Annotated in this window: 21 protein-coding genes; 14 read left to right on the forward strand and 7 right to left on the reverse strand. The window is 61.0% G+C overall.

Annotated elements, in window-relative coordinates:
* The first annotated feature begins 104 nt into the window (after positions 1-104).
* Positions 105-674, forward strand: coding sequence for a gluconokinase (locus tag CDI09_RS12120; protein ID WP_236944631.1), 570 nt, complete (start codon positions 105-107; stop codon positions 672-674).
* Positions 675-1,038: 364 nt separating this feature from the next.
* Here CDI09_RS12120 and CDI09_RS12125 read toward each other — a convergent pair whose 3' ends face one another.
* Positions 1,039-1,758, reverse strand: a complete 720-nt coding sequence (locus CDI09_RS12125; RefSeq protein ID WP_078524785.1) for an HAD-IA family hydrolase — start codon at positions 1,756-1,758, stop codon at positions 1,039-1,041.
* A 203-nt stretch (positions 1,759-1,961) separates the two neighbouring features.
* Positions 1,962-2,162: a DUF2905 domain-containing protein gene (locus tag CDI09_RS12130; protein ID WP_078524783.1), complete on the reverse strand. Its 201-nt coding sequence runs from the start codon at positions 2,160-2,162 to the stop codon at positions 1,962-1,964.
* 414 nt (positions 2,163-2,576) lie between these two features.
* Between CDI09_RS12130 and CDI09_RS12135 the strand changes: the two genes are divergently transcribed.
* The 5 genes from CDI09_RS12135 (at position 2,577) to CDI09_RS12155 (ending at position 7,876) form a co-directional block, all read left to right on the forward strand.
* Positions 2,577-3,305: a haloacid dehalogenase type II gene (locus CDI09_RS12135; RefSeq protein WP_236944630.1), complete on the forward strand. Its 729-nt coding sequence runs from the start codon at positions 2,577-2,579 to the stop codon at positions 3,303-3,305.
* 50 nt (positions 3,306-3,355) lie between these two features.
* Complete coding sequence (locus CDI09_RS12140) at positions 3,356-5,314, forward strand: NAD(P)-binding protein (RefSeq protein WP_078524781.1); 1,959 nt, start codon at positions 3,356-3,358, stop codon at positions 5,312-5,314.
* 61 nt (positions 5,315-5,375) lie between these two features.
* Positions 5,376-5,921, forward strand: a complete 546-nt coding sequence (locus CDI09_RS12145) for a hypothetical protein (protein ID WP_146220878.1) — start codon at positions 5,376-5,378, stop codon at positions 5,919-5,921.
* 88 nt (positions 5,922-6,009) lie between these two features.
* Complete coding sequence (locus tag CDI09_RS12150) at positions 6,010-6,342, forward strand: tRNA-binding protein (RefSeq protein ID WP_078524777.1); 333 nt, start codon at positions 6,010-6,012, stop codon at positions 6,340-6,342.
* A 169-nt stretch (positions 6,343-6,511) separates the two neighbouring features.
* Positions 6,512-7,876, forward strand: a complete 1,365-nt coding sequence (locus tag CDI09_RS12155; protein WP_078524775.1) for an amino acid permease — start codon at positions 6,512-6,514, stop codon at positions 7,874-7,876.
* 181 nt (positions 7,877-8,057) lie between these two features.
* Here the strand turns inward: CDI09_RS12155 and CDI09_RS12160 are convergent, their stop codons facing one another.
* From CDI09_RS12160 to CDI09_RS12180, 5 genes are all read right to left on the reverse strand, one after another.
* Positions 8,058-9,437, reverse strand: coding sequence for an aminotransferase class III-fold pyridoxal phosphate-dependent enzyme (locus CDI09_RS12160; protein WP_078527752.1), 1,380 nt, complete (start codon positions 9,435-9,437; stop codon positions 8,058-8,060).
* 195 nt (positions 9,438-9,632) lie between these two features.
* On the reverse strand, positions 9,633-10,130 hold the full coding sequence (locus CDI09_RS12165; protein WP_078524773.1) for an Lrp/AsnC family transcriptional regulator: 498 nt from the start codon (positions 10,128-10,130) through the stop codon (positions 9,633-9,635).
* Between the two features lie 207 nt (positions 10,131-10,337).
* Positions 10,338-11,477: an NAD(P)/FAD-dependent oxidoreductase gene (locus CDI09_RS12170; RefSeq protein WP_078524771.1), complete on the reverse strand. Its 1,140-nt coding sequence runs from the start codon at positions 11,475-11,477 to the stop codon at positions 10,338-10,340.
* The gene (locus tag CDI09_RS12175; protein ID WP_078524770.1) at positions 11,474-12,844 is read right to left on the reverse strand and encodes an FAD/NAD(P)-dependent oxidoreductase; all 1,371 of its coding nucleotides are present in this window, start codon (positions 12,842-12,844) and stop codon (positions 11,474-11,476) included. The genes CDI09_RS12170 and CDI09_RS12175 overlap by 4 nt, the downstream gene beginning before the upstream one ends.
* On the reverse strand, positions 12,826-13,128 hold the full coding sequence (locus tag CDI09_RS12180; protein WP_078524768.1) for a (2Fe-2S)-binding protein: 303 nt from the start codon (positions 13,126-13,128) through the stop codon (positions 12,826-12,828). Before CDI09_RS12180 ends, CDI09_RS12175 begins: the two co-directional genes overlap by 19 nt.
* 294 nt (positions 13,129-13,422) lie before the next feature.
* Here CDI09_RS12180 and CDI09_RS12185 point away from each other — a divergent pair, with 294 nt between their 5' ends.
* The 8 genes from CDI09_RS12185 to CDI09_RS12220 all read left to right on the forward strand — a co-directional run bounded on the left by CDI09_RS12185 (position 13,423) and on the right by CDI09_RS12220 (position 23,851).
* Positions 13,423-14,907: an aldehyde dehydrogenase family protein gene (locus CDI09_RS12185; protein ID WP_078524766.1), complete on the forward strand. Its 1,485-nt coding sequence runs from the start codon at positions 13,423-13,425 to the stop codon at positions 14,905-14,907.
* A 6-nt stretch (positions 14,908-14,913) separates the two neighbouring features.
* Positions 14,914-16,092, forward strand: a complete 1,179-nt coding sequence (locus CDI09_RS12190; RefSeq protein ID WP_078524764.1) for an amidohydrolase — start codon at positions 14,914-14,916, stop codon at positions 16,090-16,092.
* Positions 16,089-17,162 (forward strand): tartrate dehydrogenase, encoded by a 1,074-nt coding sequence (locus tag CDI09_RS12195; protein ID WP_078524762.1) that lies wholly within the window; start codon positions 16,089-16,091, stop codon positions 17,160-17,162. Before CDI09_RS12190 ends, CDI09_RS12195 begins: the two co-directional genes overlap by 4 nt.
* 645 nt (positions 17,163-17,807) lie before the next feature.
* Positions 17,808-18,476 carry a haloacid dehalogenase type II gene (locus tag CDI09_RS12200; protein WP_078524760.1) on the forward strand — a complete coding sequence of 223 codons (669 nt, stop codon included), beginning with the start codon at positions 17,808-17,810 and terminating at the stop codon, positions 18,474-18,476.
* A gap of 152 nt (positions 18,477-18,628) precedes the next feature.
* On the forward strand, positions 18,629-20,221 hold the full coding sequence (locus CDI09_RS12205) for an ABC transporter substrate-binding protein (protein ID WP_078524758.1): 1,593 nt from the start codon (positions 18,629-18,631) through the stop codon (positions 20,219-20,221).
* Positions 20,218-21,174: an ABC transporter permease gene (locus CDI09_RS12210; RefSeq protein ID WP_078524756.1), complete on the forward strand. Its 957-nt coding sequence runs from the start codon at positions 20,218-20,220 to the stop codon at positions 21,172-21,174. Before CDI09_RS12205 ends, CDI09_RS12210 begins: the two co-directional genes overlap by 4 nt.
* Positions 21,171-21,995, forward strand: a complete 825-nt coding sequence (locus CDI09_RS12215) for an ABC transporter permease (RefSeq protein ID WP_078524754.1) — start codon at positions 21,171-21,173, stop codon at positions 21,993-21,995. The genes CDI09_RS12210 and CDI09_RS12215 overlap by 4 nt, the downstream gene beginning before the upstream one ends.
* On the forward strand, positions 21,992-23,851 hold the full coding sequence (locus CDI09_RS12220; RefSeq protein ID WP_078524751.1) for an ABC transporter ATP-binding protein: 1,860 nt from the start codon (positions 21,992-21,994) through the stop codon (positions 23,849-23,851). The genes CDI09_RS12215 and CDI09_RS12220 overlap by 4 nt, the downstream gene beginning before the upstream one ends.
* The last annotated feature ends 11 nt before the right edge of the window (positions 23,852-23,862 follow it).

Here is a 23,862-nt window from a genome sequence, read left to right on the forward strand (position 1 = left end):
CTGGAATGTTGACCAGCCGAGAAACGATGACTCGTTGCTTCGTTCCTGGTTACGGTGGACCAGAACTGACTGTTTTCTCATGATGATATTCGGTGGGATACGCCATGTATGATACTGCACAGGATACGGTTTCACTCTCACATAGATTTGGTGAGGCAGGACGACCGTGCGTACTGATTGTTATGGGGGTTTCGGGTTGTGGCAAGAGTACGCTTGCCCAATTGATGGCCGAACGGATGGGCTGGCCCCTTATTGAAGGGGATGAACTGCATCCCCCCGCCAATATCGCCCGCATGAGCAACGGCATCCCGTTGACCGATACGGATCGTGAGCCATGGCTTGATCTTATTGCCGGGCGGATACGGTCATGGCGCGAGGCAGGCCAGTATGGCATCGTGACGTGTTCATCGCTCAAGCGCAGCTACCGCAGGCAGATTGGTGCTGACAGCGCGGATGTCTGCTTTGTCTATCTCAAAGGCAGCAGGGAGGACATCATGCCCCGCCTTTACCAGCGTACCGGCCACTTCATGCCGGTTGCCATGCTCGACAGCCAGTTCGCCACGCTGGAGGAACCCGATATGCATGAGGAAGTGGTCATGGTGCTGGATGTCAACGCCCCGCAGGTACAACTGGCGGAACTGGTCTGCGCACATCTGGCCCGGCTTTCTCTTTGAAAAAACACAGCGTGTCGTGACCGGTATTGAAGCTGTGCCGGTCATCCGAACGTTTTAAGTGCGTATCAGGACCCTGGGTAAGTTTGGTCCGGGTTGCGTGCCAGCATCACGTCGGCCCTGTCTTTGTCAGTCCGGGTCAGCCGCGTCGGGCTTCAGTCTCATGACAGATTGTGGAAATGCCCGGATGGCCTGCTTGCCAATCTTCCAGAAAGCGCATGGCGCATTCATGGAAGGCAGGCGCATGACGTGATGTTTTTTCTCTACCATGGTGTTGTTTTCCGCGCATTTTACTCTGCGGTAAACCCGTAGCTGTTCAGGGTCTGGCGCCGCCTTTATTCAATACAGGCGGCGCCTGGATGCTCTTTTATGCCATGGCGGCTACGGGGGCGTTTTCATCCATGAAGTCAGCCAGTTCGGCTAACGTGGCAAAATGATAATCGGGCATGGTAGCTTCTTCTGCGGCGATAGTCGCGCCATAGCCTTCGAGTCCCTGCCGGCGTTCGATCCAGCACACGCAATAGCCCATCTCCCGCGCAATGCCGATATCATGGAACTGGCTCTGGGCGACATGCAGGATCTTGTCCTTTACAATACCGTCACGGCTGAGTCGCCCGCGCGTAAAGGCAAAGAATTCCGGGTCCGGCTTTTCACATAAGGCGTCATCTACCGTTATGGTATCAAAGAACGGATGGTCCAGTGACTTTTCCAGCCCTGTAAATGCCCAGCGCTGGCAATTTGTCATGGCTACCAGTTTGAAGTGCTTCGAAAGCCGCTTTAGCGCCGCAACCGTATCGGGGAAGGGCTTCCAGTTGCGGGCATCCAGTGCAAAGGCTCTGGCAATGCCGTTATCGCGCGGCAGGTCGAACTGTTCGGCCAGGATGTGATAGACGGGCACCATATCATCAGGAAACAGGAGCGTGCCCGCGCGGTCATGTGCCGCGCCATAGGCGGCGAGAAAGGCCTCGCGGTCCATGGCCTGCCCCGCCGGGCCGCAATGGGCGCGGATGAAGTCCACCATGCCGCTTTCAAAGTCGATCAGGGTTCCAACTACATCAAATGTCAGTACTTCCGGCCATGATTTCATGTCAGCACTCCTTGCCGCGATTGCTGGAATTCGGCGGCATTTCATTATCTGAAGGCAAGTCCTTCATGAATCATGCCTATCATTGCGAACAAGGAATATCATGCTGAAGTCCACATGGTTTTCAGTGCTTTGCGCCGTTCTGCATCGGCCGGGTAGGGCGAAAACAAGGGCAAAGGCATTGCGCCTGCGCTCAGCCCGCGCTTCTAGCGCCGCATGAGCCACAGGATGCACGACGCAAGGAGGCTGATGAGCAGGCCGCTCGTAATCGGCATATAAAGAGTGAAATTCGGCCGCTGTATCAGGATATCACCCGGTAGCCTGCCAAGGGGAAGGCGCGACAGGAAAGGCCATAACAGGCCTGCGGCAACAAGAAGCACGCCTGCGGCAATCAGGATGCGGGGCATAGGGTATGATCCAGTCCAGTCATGATCGGCTTGTCCGTGCCTGTGTCATAGACACGGTTTTCTGTTATGAAAATGGCTATCATGGTGACGGGATCAAGCCCTGCAGGCACGCGGCGTGACCTGCCGTGGGCTGTATGCGCGATGCCCTACATTCTGCCGTTTCATGCGCCGGTACGACATGGAATATCGTTTTTATATCGAAATATAATAGAATGGCGCATACCGGATGTGCCATCGTATCGTTAATGAAACGCTTGTGCTTCAACTGGCTTCATAAAGGAATTGGATGAAATAAGATCATCAATCCATTGTACATAGTATTACATATCGCAAATGCACACGGTTTTAGGTAATGTTACTTTGTGTTTTCGGCCTGCGCCGGGGGCAGGATGCATTTTCGCAATGATGGAGCGCATGATGAAATTAAAGGACTTCAAGGTTCTGACCTTTGACTGTTACGGCACCCTGATCGATTGGGAGACAGGCATCATCAACGCCCTGACCCCCCTGACATCGCGCCTCAGGACGCCACTCAGCCGCGATGCCATCTTGCAGGCGCATGCCAAATATGAGTCCCGCCAGCAAAAATGGACCCCGGGCCGCCCCTATCCGGCCATTCTGGCCAGTGTCTATCGCCGCCTTGCGGAGGAGTGGGGCGTGCCTCACACCATTTCTGAAGCGCAGGATTACGGACAGTCCGTTCCGAACTGGCCTGCATTCCCCGATAGCACTGACGCGCTTCAGTACCTCAAACAGCATTTCAGGCTGGTGATCCTGTCCAATGTCGATGCGCGTTCCTTCAGTGGCAGTAATGCCCGGCTGAATGTCGTTTTTGATGGTATCTACACCGCCGAGGATATCGGGTCGTACAAGCCGTCCATGCGCAATTTCGAATACATGCTCGAATACCTTGCCGACCTCGGGCTGGGGCCGTCAGATGTGTTGCACACGGCGGAAAGCCTGTTTCATGACCATCAGCCCGCCAACAGGGCGGGGCTGGCATCGTGCTGGATCTACCGCCGCCACGCGCAGGACGGGTTCGGGGCGACGATGGACCCCGGCAGCATGCCGAAAATTGATTTCCGCTTCAACTCCATGGCGGAACTGGCCGAGGCGCACAAAAAAGAAATGGCCGAAGGCTGAAACCCGTTTCCTGTCATCATTTCCTGATATCCCTGGTGTTGAGGTCATGTATGAAGAGCAGTGACAGAAAGCTGGGCATGGGCGCCGCGATTTCACGGCGTGATCTCATTCATGGCATTGCCGCAACTGCGCTTGGCGCTGCCATGACCCGATCAGGCGCCAGCGAGGCTGCTGCCCCGATTGCCGGTGCCGCGACCTATCCCCCCCTGCGCGAGGGCATGCGCGGCGCCCATCCAGGTGCGTTCGAGGCTGCGCATGGCCGCCGTGATGGCGCGGCTTATCCTGCTCCCGTCCCGACCGGTGAAACCTATGACCTTGTTGTGGTGGGCGGAGGGCTGAGCGGGCTTGCGGCGGCCTGTTTCTACCGTCGGCGCTTCGGGCCGTCGGCGCGGGTTCTGGTTCTGGACAACCATGATGATTTCGGGGGGCATGCCAGGCGCAACGAGTTTGTCAGCGATGGCCGCACGCTCATGACCACCGGGGGCTCGGCCTATTTTGTCGCGCCAGACCAGTGGACGGATCAGGCGAAGGAATTTGTCAGAAGCCTTGGCGCCGATTTTACGGTCAGGCGCAGGGAAACCAGCCCTTTCGCCGCGTTGGGCATGCGGCCTGCAACCTTCCTGTCGCGCGAAAGCGGGGGCGATGGGCGGCTTTACCCGCATGTCCGTTTTACCGCGCCAACGCCCGCGTTCCTCAAGGCCGCGCACCTGCCGCAGCGCGTGCGCGAAGATCTTGCCGCAGTCTATCACGGCACGGTCGATTATATGGCGGGCATGAGCACGGCGCAGAAGATCGCGCGCCTGCAATCCATAACATATCAGCAGTACCTGCTGGATTACGTGAAGGTGGCCCCCGAGAGCCTGCCGTGGCTGCCGGGCGTGTGGTGCCTGAGCAAGACCGCGGCCAGCGCCTGGTTTGCCTATTTCCGTTATGCGCCGGGTTTTTCAACATTGGGGGTGGCGCGCGCGCCCTATTCGCCAGAAGCCCCGGAGGACGAGGCGGCTGATTTCCATATGCCCGCAGGCAATTCGGATCTGGCGCGGCTCATGGTGCGCGAACTGGTGCCGCAATCCCTGCCGCAGGGCACGTGGCAGTCGCTGGAAACGGTGCGGCTGCGCTATGATACGCTTGACCGCCCGAAGGCTCCGGCCCGCATCCGGCTGAACAGTATTGTGGTGCGTGTCCAGCATGTCGGTGCGGCTCCGGTGGGGCTGTTTGAACCCGAAACGCGCCCGGTCGCCGTGGATTACATGCGCGATGGCAGGTGCAGCCGCGTGATGGCAAGAAATGTCATTCTTGCTGGTAATAACAACATGATTCCCTATCTGTGCCCCGAAATGCCCGAGGAACAGAAAGCCGCCCAGCACAAGGCCGTACGCGCCGCCAACCAGATCACCACCGTCCTGATCCGCAACTGGGAGGCCTTCCGTAAGGCCGGGGTGACGCATGTGGATACGCCAACCGGCTTCTTTGGCAGTTTTGCCCTTGATGTGCCGTGGGCGCAGGATGACGGGCAGCCGGATATGGACCCCGGCAAGGGCGTTATCGTGATCTTCATGACCGGGACCAATTCCGGAATCCTGAATAACGAAACCATGACGCGCGCCATAATGGGCACCGACATGCCCGACAACCTGACCATGCAGCAGCAGTTCAGGATGGTGAGGATGGGCCTGCTCCAGACACCCTTCTCGGTTTTTGAACGCGCCGTGCGCACCCAGATGAACGATGCGCTGGGCCCTTATGGTTTTGATGCCGCGCGCGACATTCTGGGCATTACCGTCAATCGCTGGCCGCATGGTTTTGCCATGGCGCAGAATTCGCTGTTTGACCCGCCCAGCCCGACGGGTGAACAGCCCTGCGAGATTGCTCGCCGCCAGTTTGGCCGGATTTCCATCGCCAATAGCGATGCCTCTGGGCAGGATCTGTGCAATACCGCCATCGATCAGGCATGGCGCGCAGTAGAAGAAATGGTACCCCATAATTACGGTTATTATAACAGGATATAGTCATACCCACGATTGACGACCCTGTTGTTGTCTCCTGTCGTGGCATGGAGCAGAAATGGATATGTACAGGAAAGCTGCCCCCACCGGTTCCCGCTTGCGCTGGCGCGGGGCCACGATGGGCCTGTCGGTTGTGGCCATGATGTCGATGATGCCCACGGCCCGGGCGGCGGAGGAAGCATGGCACGGCACCGATGCACGCCAGCAGGTATCTGCCGCCCTGCTCGGGCCGTGGAAAGCCGATATTGCCGCCTCGCATTACACCGACCCGCCACCGCGCAAGGCGCTGCGGTTTTTTTCCTATACGGAGGGAGGGAAGGTTCTGGTCTCCTTCATGACGCTCAATGCCAGGGGACAGTTCAGTTCCGGGCACTGGGCAGCGCAGGTCGATGGCACGCCCGGCATCGAGTATCACAGCCAGGGCGGCGCGATCCCGTTCAATGTCGTGTATTTTACAAAGGTCGATGATGACAATTACCATCTTGTGGTCAAAAGAAATGGCAAGGTGGAAATCACGGCGGATTATGCTCTCTCAAGAGATGGCAGGACACTGTCCTATCGTTACGGGGAGACGGTGGTTATCTATCACCGCTGGGACATGATGGAATAAGGTTTGATGCAACCGGTGCGCCATGATCCCATTACGATGCAACAACATCGGCGCCATTTGCCCGTTACATGATGGAGAATGACATCTCATGGAAAAAATCAGCTGGAATGATTTTGAAAAGGTTCTGATCGTTGCGGGCACCATTGTCCGTGTCGAGGATTTCCCCGAAGCCCGCAAGCCAGCCTATAAGATATGGGCCGATTTCGGCCCCTATGGCGAACTGAAAACCAGCGCGCAGTTTACAAGACTGTATGACCGCGACACGCTGGTGGGGCGGCAGGTGATCGGGATCATCAATTTTCCCGAAAAACAGATCGGTCCCTTCCGCTCGCAGTTCCTGCTATCGGGTTTTGAAACGCCTGATGGCGTTGTGCTGGCATCGATCGAGCGCAGTGTGCCCAATGGCACCCGGCTGAGCTGAAACCTGCCGCGCATAATATTTCTAAAAAGAAACATTAATAAACGATACAGGTCAGATATATGCCAGTACTATAAATGGCTGGGAACGATATGGACTGGTCATGGTGGATAAGAAAAATTCATCCACCATGGTCAGTATTCTTCCAACCTTGCAGGGAATGGTACACGGCATGGGCGATACGGCTGGTCCTTCTTATTCCAATCATACCCTGTCCACGCTCAGGCAGCGCCATGTCATCATGATCGCCCTTGGCGGGGCCATTGGGGCGGGGCTGTTTGTGGGCAGCAGCGCTGCCATTGCCGCGGCCGGACCGGCCGTGCTGGTGGCGTTCGTGGCGGTGGGGCTGCTGGTCATGCTGGTCATGCGCATGTTGGGTGAAATGGTAACGGCCCGTCCCGGCCGGGGCTCCTTCGTGGCTTATATCCGTGAGGCCCATGGTAATGGAGCCGCGTTTACCGCAGGCTGGCTGTACTGGTTTTTCTGGCTGGTCGTGCTGGGCAGCGAGGCGATTGCTGGCGCCATCCTGCTGCATGAAGGCATCAATCTGCCTGTCTGGCTGCTGGCAACGGGGCTGATTGTCACGCTCATGGTCATCAATCTGGTGGCGGTGCGCATATTTGGCGAATGTGAATTCTGGCTGTCCATGGTCAAGGTGGTCAGTATCGTGCTGTTCGTGCTGCTGGGCAGCCTGTATGTTGGGCATCTGTTGGGGCCGCCCGTGCCGGTGGCGCGTAACCTGCTGGGGCATGGCGGTTTCATGCCACATGGCAGTATTGCGGTGCTTTCTATTGTGCCCACTGTCCTGTTTACCATGATCGGCTCCGAAATCGCGACGGTGGCGGCGGGGGAAACGGCAGAGCCTGCCCGCAATGTCGCGCACGTAACCCGGAGCCTGGGCACACGGCTGACGTTGTTCTACAGCCTCTCGATCGGCCTGATCCTGATGATCGTGCCGTGGAGTGATATCGTGCCGGGGCATTCACCCTTTGTCATGGCCATGCAGGCCATGCACATTCCGGGTGCCGCAGCGGGCATGCGTATCGTGGTGCTGACGGCGGTGATCTCGTGCATGAATTCCAGCCTGTACATCACATCACGCATTCTGGCGGAACTGGCACGCCATGGTGATGCCCCGGCAGCACTTCAGCATCATGGCCGGCGGAATACACCCGTCAACGCCATCGTGGCCAATTCCGTGGCCGGAGGTATTGTGGCCTTCGCTTCCATTGTCGCGCCCGATACGGTCTTTTCGTTCCTGCTCAGTTGCAGCGGCGCGGTGATCCTTGTGGTGTATTCCCTCATCATGACGGCTTATATCGTTTTGCGCCATCGGGCGGGCAGGGATGAGCAAAAAGCGTTTTTCCATCTGCCGCTGTTTCCAGCCATCAATATTGCCTGCCTGGGCGGAGTGGTGGTGATTTTTGCCGCCATGTTCAGCAACCCCGCGCAGCGTGAAACGGCGGTTGCAAGCCTGGGCACATGCCTGCTGTTTGTCGTGATCTACAGGGTACGGCAGCGGGGGAGCCAGGGCTGATTATTATCGCCCGGCCCACAGTGGTACTATCGTCTGACCATAAGGAAGTTTTTGGTGAAGCTTGTTTCAGAAAGCTTCAGAAGAGACGGCATCCAGAAAATTCTATCAGGACAGCATAATAAAAAAAGCCGGGATATGCACATATCCCGGCCCGGTCCTGATAACGGTTCAGGGGCAGTAACTAGCCCTTGAGGGCAGCGCGCACTTCCGCATCGTCGCGCACGGTATCGAGCACGTCGGTCAGGCGGTCGCACAGCAGGTCGACTTCCTCAATGGTGCAGCACAGCGGCGGGGCGAGGCCGATGATGTCATCACCAAAGGCACGGAACAGCACGCCCTTTTCATAACCGATGCTCGACAGCTTGCTGGCAATCTTGAGCTTCGCATCCGGCTTGTGCTTGGTCATCTTGTCAGTAACCAGTTCAATCCCGGCCAGCATGCCGCTGATGCGCACATCACCCACCAGCGCGTGGTTGCCCAGCGCATGCAGGCGGTGGGCCAGATGCTCGCCCGCCTTGACGCCATTGGCCAGCAGGCCCTGTTCATACAGGTCCAGCACGGCCAGGCCGATGGCGGCGCTGACGGGGTGCGCGCTATAGGTCATGCCATGGCCAACCGCAACGCCGGGGGGCGTGTTGTCGCGGATGGTGGTGTAAATATCTTCAGACATGAACACGGCGCCCATCGGGGCATAGCCTGATGTCAGGCCCTTGGCGACCGTCATCATGTCGGGCACCACGTTTTCGCGCTCGCAGGCGAATAGCGGGCCTGTGCGGCCAAAACCCGTAATGACCTCATCGGCCACGAACAGGATGCCCAGTTCACGGCAGGTCTCGCGCATGGCCTTCATCCAGCCCGCGGGCGGCACGATCACGCCGCCCGACCCCTGCACCGGTTCGCAGAAGAAGGCCGCAACCTTGTCCGCGCCGAGTTCGGCCACCTTGGCCTTCAGCGCGGCGACGGAGGCCGCCGTGACGGCGGCATCGCTATTGTCGCCGGGGTGGCGATAGGCATAGGGGCTGGGAATGTGGTGTTGCCACGACAGGGGCACATCGGCATCACGATGGAAAGCCGCCAGCGCCGTCAGTCCCGCGCCGGTATAGGTGGAGCCATGATAGCCACGGGCCAGGCCAATGACATGGCGGCGCTCGGGCGTGCCGCGGGCATGCTGGTAGAAGCGGATGAAGCGCAGCGCGCTATCCACCGCATCCGACCCGCCCTGCGAGAAGAAGATGCGGTTGAGGTTGCCCGGTGCGCGCGCGGCCAGTCGGCCCGCAAGGGTAATGGCGGGTTCGCTGGCGAAGCCGAAATACCCCGTGGCATAGGGCAGGCGCGCCATCTGCTCGGTCGCGGCTTCGACCACGCTCTTGCAGCCATATCCGACATTGACGCACCACAGGCCGGAAAAGCCATCAAGCAGTTCCTTGCCGTTGATGTCCTTGAGCCAGGCGCCATGGCCTGAATGCAGGATGCGGGGACCAGCCTCTTCCTGATCCCGCCAGGAGGAAACGGGATGGATCAGGTGGTCCCGGTCGATGGAAATCAGTTTTTCTGGGGTCATGTCGCGCTTGGCCAAATGTTATGGAGTTTTAACAGACCTGTTGATTGTGTCATAGACCAACAGAAGATGTTACGGGAAATGCCGCTACCCAGGGCAGATTATGCCGTTTCCGACATTTGTGCAGTCCATCATCCTGATGGCAGGGCATTGATTCTGGTAGTATTCTGGTCCTGCCTTGCGGGCGGGGCATGAAATTCACGTATCATTACTATCCAGCAGGCTTTCAATCGCTACGGCGGATTTTATGATGGGGGATTTAATAACGATATAGCTGAAATACTTTTCAATGCCGATATTGCGATCAAGCATTGTTTCCACGATTTCCTGATAATGATCCACGCTTTTGGTCATGAACTTCAGCAGATAATCATAGCCACCACTGACCAGGTGGCATTCCACCACTGACGAGATCTTCTGGATATAGGTCTCAAAACGGGAAAAATCATCCCGCCGGTGGTCCGATAGTGTCACTTCGGTAAAGACCGTGAGCAGGCTGCTTATTTTCTGCAAATTGATCTGTGCGCCATAACTGACGATATATCCCGCTTTTTCCAGGCGCTTGACCCTGATCAGGCACGGACTGGCCGACAGGCCCACCCGGCGTGCGAGTTCCACGTTGGTCAGTCGTCCGTTGCGCTGCAGTTGCGCGAGGATACGCAGGTCAATCCGGTCCAGTTTTGGCTGGGATATCATGTTGGCCGATTACCTTTGTCCATATAAAAACCGCTGTCGGGGCGTGGATGTGCAGTGCAGCATGAAGGTGGCATGTCCGCACGGATAAGAAAAGAAGATCGCATGCCCCCAGCGCTTTATCATGCACCCTGCGCCGGGACGGGAGGCGCGTTAAGGAGGACCGGCAATGGCGTGAACGCGCGCGTGCCATGCCATTGCCGGGCCGGGTTACTGGAACCGTTTTATATGGAAGGGCTCCAGCGGAATATCGGTGCGCCCGGTTGCAATCAGTTCCGCCATGGTCATGCCCACGCCGGGACCAAGCTGGAAGCCATGACCGCAGAAGCCGAAGGCGAAGAACAGCCCCGGCACCCTGCTGCTCGGCCCCATGATGGGCAGGTTGTCGCCCACATATCCTTCCACCCCCGACCAGGTGCGGATAATGCGCAGGCGCGCCATCTGTGGCACCAGCCGGGCAAGGTGGGGCATCTGGCGCATGGTGTTGAGCGGGTCTATCGGCGCGCGTTTGGTCACGATGTCCGCCACGCTGCGCAGCCCGCCGCCAAAGACGATATTCCCGCGTTTGACCTGCCGCAGGTAGACACCCTCCTCCGGCACGCTCGAGGCGCAGCCGATGACCGGTTCGATGCGGTAGGGGAGCGGTTCGGTCACCCCCATCTGCGGGCCATTGGCGGCAAAGGGAATATCCTCACCAAAGGAGGCAGCCATGGCGCGCCCCCATGCCCCGCTCGAAATCTGGAGCAGGGGGGCCTGGAAGGACTGCCCGTTCCGGGTCTCGACAATAAAGTCCTCAGCCGATTTGGTAATGGCGCACACTTCGGTGTTTTCGATCACCCGCGCACCTGCCCGCCGCGCCGCGCGCCCGAAGGCCGGGGCGGCAAGGCGGGGATTGGCATGCCCATCGAGCGGGGAATAGGAAACGGTGCGGATCTCGGGGCCGACCATGGGGAACTTCGCACGCGCCTGCGCCCCGGTCATGATGGTCAGGTCCAGGCCGTAGGGCTTGCAGTCCACCGCGTATTTTTCCAGCCGGTCGCCGTCTTTTTCGCTGGTGGTGACCAAAATGTGCCCGCTCATGACAAACTCTGCATCTTCCCCGATCAGGCGGGGCATGTTGAGCCAGATATCGCGCGAGCGGTTGGCCAGTGGGAGCTGGCCCAGATAGCGGCTCTGGCGGCGCACATTGCCAAAATTGACGCCACTTGCCGCCTGCCCCACCAGGTCACGTTCCAGCAGGATGACTGACAGCCCCTGCCTGCGCAGGAAAAAAGCCGTCGCGGCCCCCATGAAGCCACCGCCGACGATAATCACATCGGCCTGCATGCGGTTGGTCGGATAGGCGGTCATGATCTTACCGTGCAGTTAAGGGGGAGGGGCTTGACGGGGGCCGCCGTGCGCAGGCGGCCGACTTCGCGCACCGGCACATTGCGCGCGGCGGCCAGAATCTCGGCTGCGGCGAGGCCGCACATGCGCCCCTGGCACCGCCCCATGCCGGGGCGGGTGAGGGCCTTGGCGCGGTTCATCTCGGGGGCATCGAGTTCGCCCGCCGCGCGGCGGATCTCGCCTGCCGTTATGTTTTCACACCGGCACACCACCGTGTCATCTGGCAGGGCGCGGGCCAGATGCGCAGGCCAGGGGAATGCCTCGGCCAGTCCTCGGCCAAAGCGGTTCATGACCGTCAGTGTCTCGTGCAGTTGCGTGAATTCCGTATCGGCAACAACATGGCCGCCATCGCGCAGCACGGCGCAGGCTGCAAGCTGGCCTGCGGCCTCGGCTGCATCGGCCCCGCGCAGCAGTACGCCATCGCCTGCCAGATAGACATCGGGCCGGCTGGTGCGGCCGTTGCGGTCAACATGCGGGCGCCACTGGGTAAAGCAGGGGTCGAAGATGAATTCGCATTTCAGCAGGTCGGCCAGCTGCGTTTCCGAGCGCAGGCCGTAGCCCATGCCCACCGCATCGCACGCAGCATGGCGCAGCTTGCCCCGGCTGTCGCGCCATACCACACCCGATACCTGGTTGTTGCTGCCTTCAATGGCGCGCGGCGTGATCCCGGCATGCAGCCGCACGCCTGCCCGCGCGAGGTTGGCCATGTAACGCACGCCATTGGCTACGACCCGCGCCCGGCTGGCCATGCGGCGCAGGCCCCGCATGCGGGTGGAAAGCGCACTGGTATCAAGCACGGCGGCCGGTTTTACGCCCGCCTGCAGGTATTGCCAGGCCACAAGATAAAGCAGCGGGCCCGTGCCCATGAAAACCGGCTTCCGCCCGATGGCGCAGGCCTGTGCCTTGAGCGCGATCTGGGCGGCGCCAAGGCTGTAGGCCCCTGGCGTGGTCCAGCCCGGCACCGGCATGATCCGGTCGGTCGCCCCCGATGTGATAATGACCCGGCTGAATGGCACGATGGTCACGTCCTGCCCGCGCACGGTCATGAGCCCTTCATTCGAAACACCCCATACGGTTGTGCCGGGGCGGTAGTCGATATGGGGGCGCAGCAGGTCGAAATCCGTGTGCAGGCTGCTAGCTTTCGCCGCTTCGGTGCCGTACAGCTTTTCGGGCGCGCGGTGAAAGTTTTCCGGCTGGCGGCGATAGATCTGACCACCCTGGCGGTCGTTTTCATCAATGACGACCGGGCGCAGGCCCGCCTGCACCAGCCGTTGCGCCGCGCGCGTGCCAGCCGGCCCCGCGCCGATGACGATTACAGGTTCGTCAGCCATGGGACCTCCGTTGTGGTAATGCGCATGCCGGGCTGCGCCGTGGTCGAGCATGCGCGCAGCTGCGTGCCGTCCTCGGTCCACACCCAGCAGTCCTGGCATGCCCCCATCAGGCAGAAACCCGCCCGGGGCGCGTTGTCGAATTCGTTGTGGCGCAGTCGCCCGGTCCGTGTCAGCACGGCCACAAGCACTGTGTCGCCTTCCAGTGCTTCGATTTCATGGCCATCCACGAACAGGTGTATGGTTTTTCGGTCTTTTTCGGCTACGCGTCGGAATAAAGCCGGCATTGGTTCTCTCTTGGGTTGGGTCCGCTGGCGGGGCATATGCCGAATGATATGAGAATGTGACCTGAACTTACATACCCGGAAGAGTCACGCACCCGGAATGAAATTTGTTTAAAAAAAACAGGGGCAGGAAAGCAGGAAGTACCGTTTCTGTGTGGAGTACGAAACATAATGTCCGGCCTGCGCCTTACAATGACGGGCAGGCCCTGCGTGTCATGCGCGCCCCGTTGATGGCCGCCGCCGCCCGGGCCGGTCTGGCATTACGGATAAAACGCATATTGGTTCAGGAAACGTTTCATGTCGTCCTCACTGTCTTTCGATCCCGCCCTTGCTGATATTCCCGCTGGCCACTTCATTGGTGGCCAGTTGCTCGCGGATGGGGAGCAGATTGCGGTACATGCTCCCTCGAGCGGCGCGGTGGTGGGGCATATCCCCGCAGGGAGCGCGGATATTGTCGATCAGGCCGTGCGCCGTGCGGCCCATGCGCAGGCCACGAGCGGCTGGGCCACCTGCGCCCCGCGTGAGCGCGCGCGGGTGATCCGGCGGTGGGCGCAACTGGTGGAAGAACATGCAGGGGAGCTGGCCCGTCTGGAATCCTTCTGCTCCACCCGCCCCATTGCCGAGACCACGGCGTGGGATGTGCCGTTTACGGCGGAGGGGATGCGTTTCTTCGCGGAATATGCCGACAAGCTGGGTGGTGATGTGGCCGCCACCCAGTCGGACCTGCTGGGCATGACGATTGCCGAGCCCTATGGCGTGATCGGCGCCATCGCACCATGGAATTTCCCGCTGGTGATGGGGAGCTGGAAAGTGCTGCCCGCCCTGGTGGCGGGCAATGGCGTGGTGCTCAAGCCATCGGAAATGACGCCGTTCTCCGCCGTGCTGCTGGCCCGGCTTGGCGAGCAGGCGGGTCTGCCCGCTGGGCTGTTCAATGTGGTGCAGGGTGCGGGCAGCGTGGTGGGGGCGGCGCTGTCGCAGCACCCGCTGGTGGGAAAGCTCACCTTTACCGGCTCCACCCGCACGGGCATCGCGGTCATGCAGGCGGCGGCGCAGAGCGGGCCCAAGCCGGTTACGCTGGAACTTGGTGGCAAGAGCCCGCAGGTGGTCTATCAGGACATCACCTGCGTTGACACGGTGGCCGCCCGCATTTTTCGTGCCTTCACCGGCAATGCCGGGCAGGTGTGCGTGACCGGTTCGCGCCTGATCGTGCATGAAAAGGTCGCAGCCCCCCTCATTGAGCGCATCGCTACGCTGGCAGGTCAGGTCCGCCCCGGCCCCACATGGGATGGGAATGCGGCCTATGCCCCGATTATTTCCCCCCCCCAGGCACAGCGGATAGAAGACATTGTCAGCCGTGCCTGTGCGGCGGGCGCGCAGCAGGCCGTGCCCATGCGCCGTCTCCTGCCAGATAGTGGCGGGGTGTTCCTCTCGCCCGCGGTGCTGACGAACGTGACCATGCAGAATGTGGCCGTGCGCGAGGAAATCTTTGGCCCGGTCCTGACCGTGCAGACCTTCAGGGAGGAAGAGGAGGCCATGATGCTGGCCGAACACCCCGAATATGGGCTGGCCGCTGGCGTGCATACCGCTGATCTCGGTCGCGCCATGCGGGCGGTCAGGCGGCTGAAGGCGGGCACGGTGTGGGTCAACCGGTACGGGCGATCAGCTGATTTTGTCATTCCCACCGGCGGCTTTGGCGGTTCGGGCCTTGGCAAGGACCTCGGGCGGCAGGCGGTGGAAGCCAACCTGCGGCACAAAAGCGTGCTGATATCGTTTGAGGGATAACGCGCGATGAGCCGGGCCGCATGCCTTACCGAACTGACCGCCCTGCGGCAGGATCTGCACGCCCACCCCGAACTGCGCTTCGAGGAAGTCCGCACAGCCGATCTGGTGTATGAATATCTGACCGAAATTGGTTACACGCCTGTCCGTGGCCTTGCCACGACCGGGGTTGTGGCAAGCCTGCATGGCAACCAGCCCGGCCCATCGATCATACTGCGTGCCGACATGGATGCGCTGCCGGTGCAGGAACGGAGCACGCATGGCCATGTCTCGCGCCATGCGGGCCGCATGCATGCCTGCGGGCATGACGGGCACACGGTCATGCTGCTTGGCGCCGCCGCCCGGCTGGCGGCACGGCCGCCGGAGCATGGGGTGATCCACTTCGTCTTCCAGCCCGGAGAGGAAGGGGGCGCGGGCGCGCGCGTGATGATCGAGGAAGGGCTGTTCACGCGCTTTCCGGCCGAAGCGTGTTTCGGGCTGCATAACTGGCCCGGCCTGCCGGCGGGGCAGCTCGCGGTGCGCAACGGGCCGATCATGGCGGGGGGCTGGCGGTTCCGTATCCGCATCAGGGGGCGCGGGGCGCATGCGGCGCAGCCTCATCTTTCAGCCGATCCGGTTCTGGCCGGGGCGGCGCTGGTGCAGGCCATCCAGCAGCTTGTGGCGCGGCGCACGAACCCGCTGGTGCCAGCCGTGGTGTCTGTCTGTACATTCCATGCGGGCAGCACGGACAATATCATTCCCGACCAGGCGGAACTCGCTGGCACGATCCGGGCACTGGACCGCGCCACGCTCGAACGCCTGCGTGAAGAACTGGTGGAACTGGCCGCAGGCATGGCGCAGGCGGGCGGGGTTGAAATGGCGGTGGAATATCACAGCCCGTATCCCGTTACCGTCAACGCGGCAGCCCCCACCCGCATTGTAGGCGAAGTGATGCGTGACATGGATGCGGATACAGCTTGGCCACCTGCCGATACCGATGTGCCGCCCAGTCTGGCCTCGGAGGATTTCGGCTTCATGCTCGAACAGCGTCCGGGCACCTATGCCATGATCGGCAATGGCCCGTCTGCTGCCCTGCATGCGCCGGATTATGATTTCAATGACAGCGTGATTGGTCGCGGCGTGACCTACTGGGAGCGCCTGGCCCGTTATTATCTTGCGCAACAGACGCGGAGAGATGAAGTATCATGAAGACATACAAGATCGCGGTCCTGCCCGGTGATGGCATTGGCAAGGAAGTCATGCCGCCTGCGCTGAAGGTGCTCGATACCATTGGCAGGATCTGCGATATCGGTTTCCAGTATTCTGAATATGACTGGAGTTGCGAGACCTATCTCGCGACCGGCAGCATGATGCCTGCCGATGGCATGGACCGCCTGTCGCAGCATGATGCCATCCTGCTCGGTGCGGTGGGGTATCCGACCGTGCCGGACCATATTTCGCTGTGGGGGATGCTGATTCCCATCCGGCGTGATTTTGACCAGTACGTCAACCTGCGCCCCGTCCGCCTGTTGCCCGGCATTCGCTGCCCGCTGGCTGACCGCAAGCCCGGTGATATTGATTTCTGGATCGTGCGTGAAAACACCGAGGGCGAATATTCGCGCATCGGCGGCCGTTTTGCCGAGGGCACGGATGCCGAAGGCGTGGTGCAGACCGCCGTGTTCACCCGGCATGGCACGGACCGCATCATCCGGTATGCTTTTGAACTGGCCAAGAAGCTGGACCGCCCGCATGTTTCATCGGCCACGAAGTCCAACGGTCTGTTCCATTCCATGCCGTTCTGGGATGAACGGTTCGAGAAAATGGCCGCGCAGTATCCGGGCACCCGCATCGACAGCCACCATATCGATATTCTGGCCGCGCGTTTTGTCCTGTCGCCTGAATATTTTGATGTTGTGGTTGGCAGTAACCTGTTTGGCGATATCCTGTCCGATCTCGGACCGGGGGTGACGGGCACGATCGCGGTGGCGCCGTCCGCCAACATCAATCCCGAGCGGCGTTATCCCTCCATGTTCGAACCCGTGCATGGCTCTGCTCCCGACATCGCCGGGCGCAACATCGCCAATCCCGTTGGCCAGATCTGGGCGGCTTCCATGATGCTCGATCACCTTGGCGAGCCGGAAGCCGGGCGCATGGTGCTCAGGGCCATCGAGACGGTTCTGGCCAATCCCGCAGCTCCCCGCACGCCTGACATTGGTGGCAAGGCCAGCACGGCACAGTTCGGGGATGCTATTGCCGCGGCCCTGCACGACATGCGCTGACAGGACGCTGTCGATCCTTCCCCATGACGGGAACATGAACGTGCTGGCATGATGATGCCATGCCGGCTGGAGCGGATGAACCAGGCAGACTGGTTCATCCGCTTTTTTTATGAGGCGGAAAGTAACCGTATGAATTGTTGCGACCCGTTATCTATTGTGCTGCCGTCTGTGGCATGACAGGTTATGCGGTTGTGTGAGGAGGCATATGAGCAGGGGCTGCGGCGGTGTCCTCTCCTCATTTTTTTCTGATGGTTCGTTTATATAACTTCATTTTTTCGGTAATGGGCCTCGAATCCATAAAGCCGGGCAGGGCTGCGCATGCTGCCCGAGTGCGCCTGTGGTGGGCAGTCCGTGGCATATTCTGCTTTGTGAATCGCCCTGTGTGGTCATTCTGGCATGATCTGCCTTCCGCATGGTGGCGCGGGGTGTTCCAGGTAGCATGGGCCAGATATGGGTTCGGCCATAACCCTATGTATGGTATAAAGAAATCGCATATTTTCTGTGTCCGCATGTACGAAAGCAGACCCTGCTCGTGTTGGTTTCCAATTCGATACATTATGCTGAAAATTATATATAAACGAGTATTCCCGCGTGGCGTTTTCATGATTTATTGATGAGCACTACGGAATGAGGTGTTATCCTGTCATGTCCCTTTTTAAGCCCAAATTCATCACTTTCGACTGCTATGGCACGCTGATCCATTTCGAAATGGGTGAGACGGCCCGCAAGCTCTATGCCGATGTCATCGCGCCCGAGCACATGGACCAGTTCGTGGCCGACTTTGCCGGCTACCGCCTTGATGAAGTGCTTGGCGCCTGGAAGCCGTACCGTTACGTCGTGCTGGGCGCGATCGAGCGCACCTGCAAACGCTGGAACATTCCGTTTGATGTTGCCGTGGCCAATAAGTTTTACGATGCAGTGCCGACATGGGGCCCGTGGCCCGATGTAACCGAGCCGCTGCGCCGCGTGGCCAGGGAGTTTCCGCTCGTCATTCTGTCCAACGCCATGAATTCGCAGATCCATTCCAATGTCGCGAATATCGATGTGCCTTTCCATAAGGTGTTCACGGCAGAAGACGCGCAGGCCTACAAGCCGCGCATGCGCGCGTTTGAATACATGTTCGATCAGCTCGGCTGCGGGCCGGAAGACATCCTGCATGTCTCGTCTTCCCTGCGTTACGACCTCATGCCCGCGCGTGACCTTGGCATCCGTAACAAGGTGTTCGTGGCCCGTGGGCATGAACCCTCCACGCCGGAATATGGTTATACCGAAATCAGGGATATCGGCGGCCTTCCGGGCGTTCTGGGCCTGTAAACCGGCAGGGCGCGCGTCACCATATCCGGGATCACCACACCGCAGGGAAGCACGATCATGACACTTGCCAGCAACTGCTCTGACATGCTGGCCGCCCGCGTGCCGGGTGGCATGTGGTGGCAGGCGCGCCAGCCCGAGGGCGCGCTTTCCTGATGCGGGGTGGTCGTGCTCCCTATGGTACGACAGGCGCGCTTGGTCGGCGGCAGGCGCTACGCCTGGCCGGTGCGGGGCTGGTTGCCGCAGGCCTGCCCGCGCGCGCGGCCCGGGCCGCAGGCGGGCAGGACCCGCAGCCCCGCCGGGGCGGGCACCTGAATTTTGCGGGTCTGGCCGCCTCAACGGCGGATACGCTGGACCCGGCGCGTTTCGCCCTGGCAACCGACTATATCCGTGGTCATATGTTCTATGATGGTCTGGTCATGCTCGATGCGGAAATGATGCCGCATCCAGCCCTGGCTGAACGCATAGAGAGTGATGACCTGCAGACATGGCACATCACCTTGCGCCGGGATGTGACCTTTCATGATGGCGCGGCGCTGAATGCGGCGGATGTGGTCTATTCGCTGGCGCGGCACAAGGATCCGGCCACAGGCTCCCAACAGCGTGTCATCGCGCAGGAAATGGCGGACATAAAAGCTGTAGGTCCGCTGGAAGTGCGCGTGACGCTGCATGGGCCGAATGCCGATTTCCCGTCCATGCTCGGCATTGTCAGTTTCAGTATCGTGCGCGATGGCACGACGGATTTTTCGCGGGCCAATGGAACGGGGCCCTTCATCTGTACGGAATTCACGCCCGGCGTGCGTACATCGGGGCGGCGTAATCCGGATTTCTGGCGGGGGCCTGCGCCCTGGCTGGACAGTGTCGACATGATTGGCATTTCCGATGACATGTCGCGTCACAATGCGTTGCTGTCGAATGATGTGGATATCATTGCCTCCGTCAATCCGCGCCTCGTGCGCCTGCTGCGCGCGCGCGGGTTCGGGGTCATGGAAAGTCCTGTCGGCACCTATACCGATCTGGCCATCCGTCTTGATGAAGGACCGGGCCGGTCGCAGGATTTTGTCACGGGCATGAAATACCTGTTCAATCGTGAGCAGGTGCGTGATTCCGTTTTTCTGGGTTTCGCCCGGCTGGGCAATGACCAGCCCATCCCGCCCGAACACCGTTATTTTGCAGCCGACCTGCCGCAGCGTCCCTTTGATCCCGACCGCGCGCGTTTTTACCTCAAGCGTTCGGGCATGATGGAAGCAGGCGTGCCGCTGGTCTGTTCACCCGCGGCGCTGGCCTCGGTTGATATTGCGGTCGTGCTGCAATATGCGGCGCAGCAGGCCGGCATGAGCCTGCCCATCCGCCGCATGCCAGCCGATGGTTACTGGACGGAATACTGGATGAAGACCCCGATGGGGTTTGGCAACACCAATCCCCGCCCGTCGCTGGACATGACGTTTGCCCTCAACTTCGCCTCGGGCGCGCCGTGGAATGAGTCGCACTGGCGCGACCCGCGTTTTGACCAGCTGCTGCTTGCCGCGCGCAGCCAGCGCGATGAGGGCGCGCGGCGGCAGATCTATCACGACATGCAGGTGATGATTCATGATGGAGCGGGCATCTGCCTGCCAGCCTTCACCACCAGCCTTGATGCGTTCAGTCCGCGCGTGCGGGGGCTTGCACCAAGCCAGGCGGGGCAGTTGATGGGGTATGATTTTCTCAGTCACGTCTGGCTGGCCGATGCGCCGGGAGGGGCCGCATGAACGCGCGCCTGGCCACACTGGTGCTGCGCCGGGTCGGGGCGGCATTGTGTTCGCTGCTGTTTGTGGTGGTGGCGATCTTTGTTCTCACCGCAGCCCTGCCGGGTGATGTGGCGGATATGCTGCTGGGCCAGAACGCAACGCCCGATGCCACGCAGGCCCTGCGGCATGCGCTGCATCTCGACCAGCCGCTCTGGCTGCGGTTCGTGCACTGGTGCGGCGGCATGCTGCGGGGGGATGCGGGCAATTCGCTACTGACTGGGCGCCCGGTCAGCGAAATGCTTGCCCCACGGCTTTACAACTCCCTGCTGCTTGCCGGTGCCACCACGCTGGTTGCCGTGCCGCTGGCGCTGGTGCTCGGGCTGGCCTGCGCGACATGGCGCCATACCGTTTTTGACCGTGTCATGACGGTGCTGACGCTGGGTATTGTCTCTGTGCCTGCCTTTCTCATCGCCACGGTGTCGGTGTTTGTGTTTGCCGTGCAGTTCCGGGTCGTGCCGGCGCTGTCCGATATCCGGTCGATCCATTCCGTTGGGCAGTTTTTCCTCACCTTCGCCATGCCGGTGGCCACGCTGGCCAGCATTACCATGGCGCAGATGATCCGCATGATCCGGGCCTGCATGATCGATGTGTTTTCTGCCCCTTATATGGAGATGGCGGTAATCAAGGGCGTGCCGCCCGTCCGCATCATGCTGCACCATGCGCTGCCCAATGCGATTGGCCCGGTGGCCAATGCCATAGCACTCAGCCTGTCATCGCTGCTCGGCGGCGTGGTCGTGATCGAGACCATTTTCAACTATCCCGGCCTTGCACAGCTTATGGTGGATTCCGTCATGTCGCGTGATGTGCCGATCATCCAGGCCTGCACCCTCCTGTTCTGCATGACCTACCTGTTCCTGACCACACTGGCCGATATCGTGGCGCTGGCCTCCGTGCCGAAGGGGCGGGGCGCATGAGTGGCACGACAACCCGCTACAGGGTTCTGGGCCTGCCTGTCCTGACACCGGCGCAGCGTGTCATGGGGCTGTTCGGGTTCTGGCTGGTGCTGGCAGTGTGCGGGCCGTTCTTCGCGCCCTATGCGCCGGGGCAGATCATCGATACGGAGGTGTTTGCCCCGCTGTCGCACCGGCACTGGCTGGGCACGGATTACCTGGGGCGTGATCTGGGCAGCCGCCTGCTTTATGCCGTGCGCTACACGGTGCTGATATGCACCCTGTCCACCGCATTTTCATGCAGCTGTGGCATCCTGCTGGGCATCGCCACCACGGCCATGCCAGCCTGGGTGGAACAGGTTGCGGGGCGGTTGATGGATGGCATCCTGTCCATTCCCAGCCTGCTGTGCGCGCTGCTCGTCATCGCGGCGTTCGGGGATTCGCTCTTGGCGCTGATCCTGACCATGGGGGTCATCTATACGCCCGGTGCCTACCGCACCAGCCGCGCGCTGGCGCTGCGTATTGCGCGGATGGATTACATCACCGTTGCCATGGCGCGGGGTGAAGGAGCGTTCTTCATTATCTGGAAGGAAATCCTGCCCAACATGCGCGGGCCGCTGCTGGCCGATGTCGGGCTGCGGTTCATCTACGCGGTGCTGCTGCTCAGCAATCTCAGCTTTCTCGGACTGGGGGTGCAGCCGCCGCTGGTCGATCTGGGCTCACTGGTGCGCGAAAACGTGCTGGGGCTGGTGTATGGATCGGCCGCCGTGATCCTGCCTACAGTCGTGATCGGGGCGCTGACGGTAGGGATCAACCTCGTGCTCGATGGAACGTCGCGGCGATGAGCAGGGCGCATGTGATCTCGGTCCGGAACCTCGATATCGTCGGGCATCGCCCCGACGGGCATGACGTGCCGATCGTGCGCGATGTCAGCCTGGCGGTGCGCGAAGGCCAGATGCTGGCCCTGATCGGGGAATCCGGCTCGGGCAAGACCACCATCGCCCTGTCGCTGCTGGGGTATGTTCGGTCGGGATGCACGATCAGCGGCGGCCAGATCAGGGTTGCGGGGCATGACGTGACCAGCATGACCACGCATGAATTGCGAAGCATGCGGGGGCGCACCATCAGCTACGTGGCGCAGAATGCGGGCACGGCGTTCAATCCGGCGCTGAGCATCGCGCAGCAGGTGATCGAACCCGCGCGCGTGCACTGGGCCATGACGCGCGAGCAGGCGGAACGCAAGATGGTCGACCTGTTCCGCGCACTGGCGCTGCCCGAGCCTGAAACGATCGGCGCGCGTTACCCCTATCAGCTCTCCGGTGGGCAGCTTCAGCGCCTCATGGCGGCCATGGCGCTGATTACGGACCCCGAAATCGTTGTCTTCGATGAGCCGACAACCGCGCTTGATGTCACGACCCAGATCGAGGTCCTGGCCGCGTTTCGCACCGTGCTGGCCGACCGGGGCATTACGGGCGTGTACGTAACGCATGATCTGGCCATCGTGGCGCAGATTGCCGATCATGCCGTGGTGCTACGTCACGGGCAGGTGCGTGAAAGCGGCACGGTGGCGGATATTCTGGGCAACCCGCAGGATGATTACACGCGCGAACTGGTGGCCGCATGCCGGATTCCACCACGCGCCACGCCCTGTGCGCCGATGGAGCCCGCGCGCAGGGACAGGGTGCTTGACCTGTCCGATGTCGTTGTCGGTTATGGCAGCCGCACGGCCGGGGGCCTGCCGGAGCGGCGTATTCTCGATCATGTCAGCCTGTCGGTGCCGCAGGGCAGCACGTTGGGGATCATTGGGGAATCCGGCTGTGGCAAAAGCACGCTCGCGCGCACCATATCGGGCCTGCAGCCATGGGCCGCGGGGCAGATAATGTTCCGGGGCGAAGCACTTGCACCCGCCGTGGCCGACCGCACGCGCGAGCAGCGCCGCCGTTTGCAGATCGTGGCGCAGAATGCTGATCTGGTGCTCAACCCGGCATGGCGTATCGGGGCCACGATCGAGCGGATGCTGACCTTCTTTCATGGCATGAAGGGGGCTGAAGCCCGCGCGGAGGCGATGCGCCTGCTCGACATGGTGCGCCTGCCCCATGCCGTGCTGGAGCGCTACCCCGCTGAACTGTCGGGCGGGCAGAAGCAGCGCGTCAATTTTGCCCGTGCCCTGGCCGCCCGGCCTGATCTGGTGCTGTGCGATGAAATTACCGCAGCGCTTGACCCCGTCGTGGCTGCGGCCATTCTTGAACTGATGGTGGAATTACAGGAAACGCTGGGCATTTCCTATATTTTCATTACCCATGACCTGCATGCCGTGCGCGCGGTATGCGACCAGGTGGCGGTGCTGTATGCGGGGCATGTGGTTGAACAGTGCGACAGCCAGTCCCTCGCGGTGGGTGCGCATCATCCCTATACGCGCCTGCTGGTATCTTCCGTACCGGAAATGCGGGCGGGCTGGCTGGCCGATGCCGTGGCCCTGCGGCACGCGGACGAGTTACCTGTGGCGCAGCATGACGCAGGCGGCGGGTGCCAGTTCTTTTCACGCTGCGACATGCGGATGCCGGGTCAATGCGACCGGGATCCCGTGCCGGTGCACACACTGCCCGATGGTGCACGGATTGCGTGTTACCGGCCGTGTCCGGATCTTGCCTTTCCAGGGGGCGTCGCGTCCGATGCGTCCCCGCATTCCTGTGAATCCTGAGTTCTCAAGAG

The organism is Komagataeibacter nataicola (assembly GCF_003207795.1).
GTDB lineage: Bacteria > Pseudomonadota > Alphaproteobacteria > Acetobacterales > Acetobacteraceae > Komagataeibacter > Komagataeibacter nataicola.

Excerpts from the sequence above, each read along its gene's own strand:
- CDI09_RS12120 (WP_236944631.1), top strand. The coding sequence starts at position 105 with ATGTATGATACTGCACAGGATACGGTTTCACTCTCACATAGATTTGGT.
- CDI09_RS12125 (WP_078524785.1), bottom strand. The coding sequence starts at position 1,758 with ATGAAATCATGGCCGGAAGTACTGACATTTGATGTAGTTGGAACCCTG.
- CDI09_RS12130 (WP_078524783.1), bottom strand. The coding sequence starts at position 2,162 with ATGCCCCGCATCCTGATTGCCGCAGGCGTGCTTCTTGTTGCCGCAGGC.
- CDI09_RS12135 (WP_236944630.1), top strand. The coding sequence starts at position 2,577 with ATGATGAAATTAAAGGACTTCAAGGTTCTGACCTTTGACTGTTACGGC.
- CDI09_RS12140 (WP_078524781.1), top strand. The coding sequence starts at position 3,356 with ATGAAGAGCAGTGACAGAAAGCTGGGCATGGGCGCCGCGATTTCACGG.
- CDI09_RS12145 (WP_146220878.1), top strand. The coding sequence starts at position 5,376 with ATGTACAGGAAAGCTGCCCCCACCGGTTCCCGCTTGCGCTGGCGCGGG.
- CDI09_RS12150 (WP_078524777.1), top strand. The coding sequence starts at position 6,010 with ATGGAAAAAATCAGCTGGAATGATTTTGAAAAGGTTCTGATCGTTGCG.
- CDI09_RS12155 (WP_078524775.1), top strand. The coding sequence starts at position 6,512 with ATGGGCGATACGGCTGGTCCTTCTTATTCCAATCATACCCTGTCCACG.
- CDI09_RS12160 (WP_078527752.1), bottom strand. The coding sequence starts at position 9,437 with ATGACCCCAGAAAAACTGATTTCCATCGACCGGGACCACCTGATCCAT.
- CDI09_RS12165 (WP_078524773.1), bottom strand. The coding sequence starts at position 10,130 with ATGATATCCCAGCCAAAACTGGACCGGATTGACCTGCGTATCCTCGCG.
- CDI09_RS12170 (WP_078524771.1), bottom strand. The coding sequence starts at position 11,477 with ATGACCGCCTATCCGACCAACCGCATGCAGGCCGATGTGATTATCGTC.
- CDI09_RS12175 (WP_078524770.1), bottom strand. The coding sequence starts at position 12,844 with ATGGCTGACGAACCTGTAATCGTCATCGGCGCGGGGCCGGCTGGCACG.
- CDI09_RS12180 (WP_078524768.1), bottom strand. The coding sequence starts at position 13,128 with ATGCCGGCTTTATTCCGACGCGTAGCCGAAAAAGACCGAAAAACCATA.
- CDI09_RS12185 (WP_078524766.1), top strand. The coding sequence starts at position 13,423 with ATGTCGTCCTCACTGTCTTTCGATCCCGCCCTTGCTGATATTCCCGCT.
- CDI09_RS12190 (WP_078524764.1), top strand. The coding sequence starts at position 14,914 with ATGAGCCGGGCCGCATGCCTTACCGAACTGACCGCCCTGCGGCAGGAT.
- CDI09_RS12195 (WP_078524762.1), top strand. The coding sequence starts at position 16,089 with ATGAAGACATACAAGATCGCGGTCCTGCCCGGTGATGGCATTGGCAAG.
- CDI09_RS12200 (WP_078524760.1), top strand. The coding sequence starts at position 17,808 with ATGTCCCTTTTTAAGCCCAAATTCATCACTTTCGACTGCTATGGCACG.
- CDI09_RS12205 (WP_078524758.1), top strand. The coding sequence starts at position 18,629 with ATGCGGGGTGGTCGTGCTCCCTATGGTACGACAGGCGCGCTTGGTCGG.
- CDI09_RS12210 (WP_078524756.1), top strand. The coding sequence starts at position 20,218 with ATGAACGCGCGCCTGGCCACACTGGTGCTGCGCCGGGTCGGGGCGGCA.
- CDI09_RS12215 (WP_078524754.1), top strand. The coding sequence starts at position 21,171 with ATGAGTGGCACGACAACCCGCTACAGGGTTCTGGGCCTGCCTGTCCTG.
- CDI09_RS12220 (WP_078524751.1), top strand. The coding sequence starts at position 21,992 with ATGAGCAGGGCGCATGTGATCTCGGTCCGGAACCTCGATATCGTCGGG.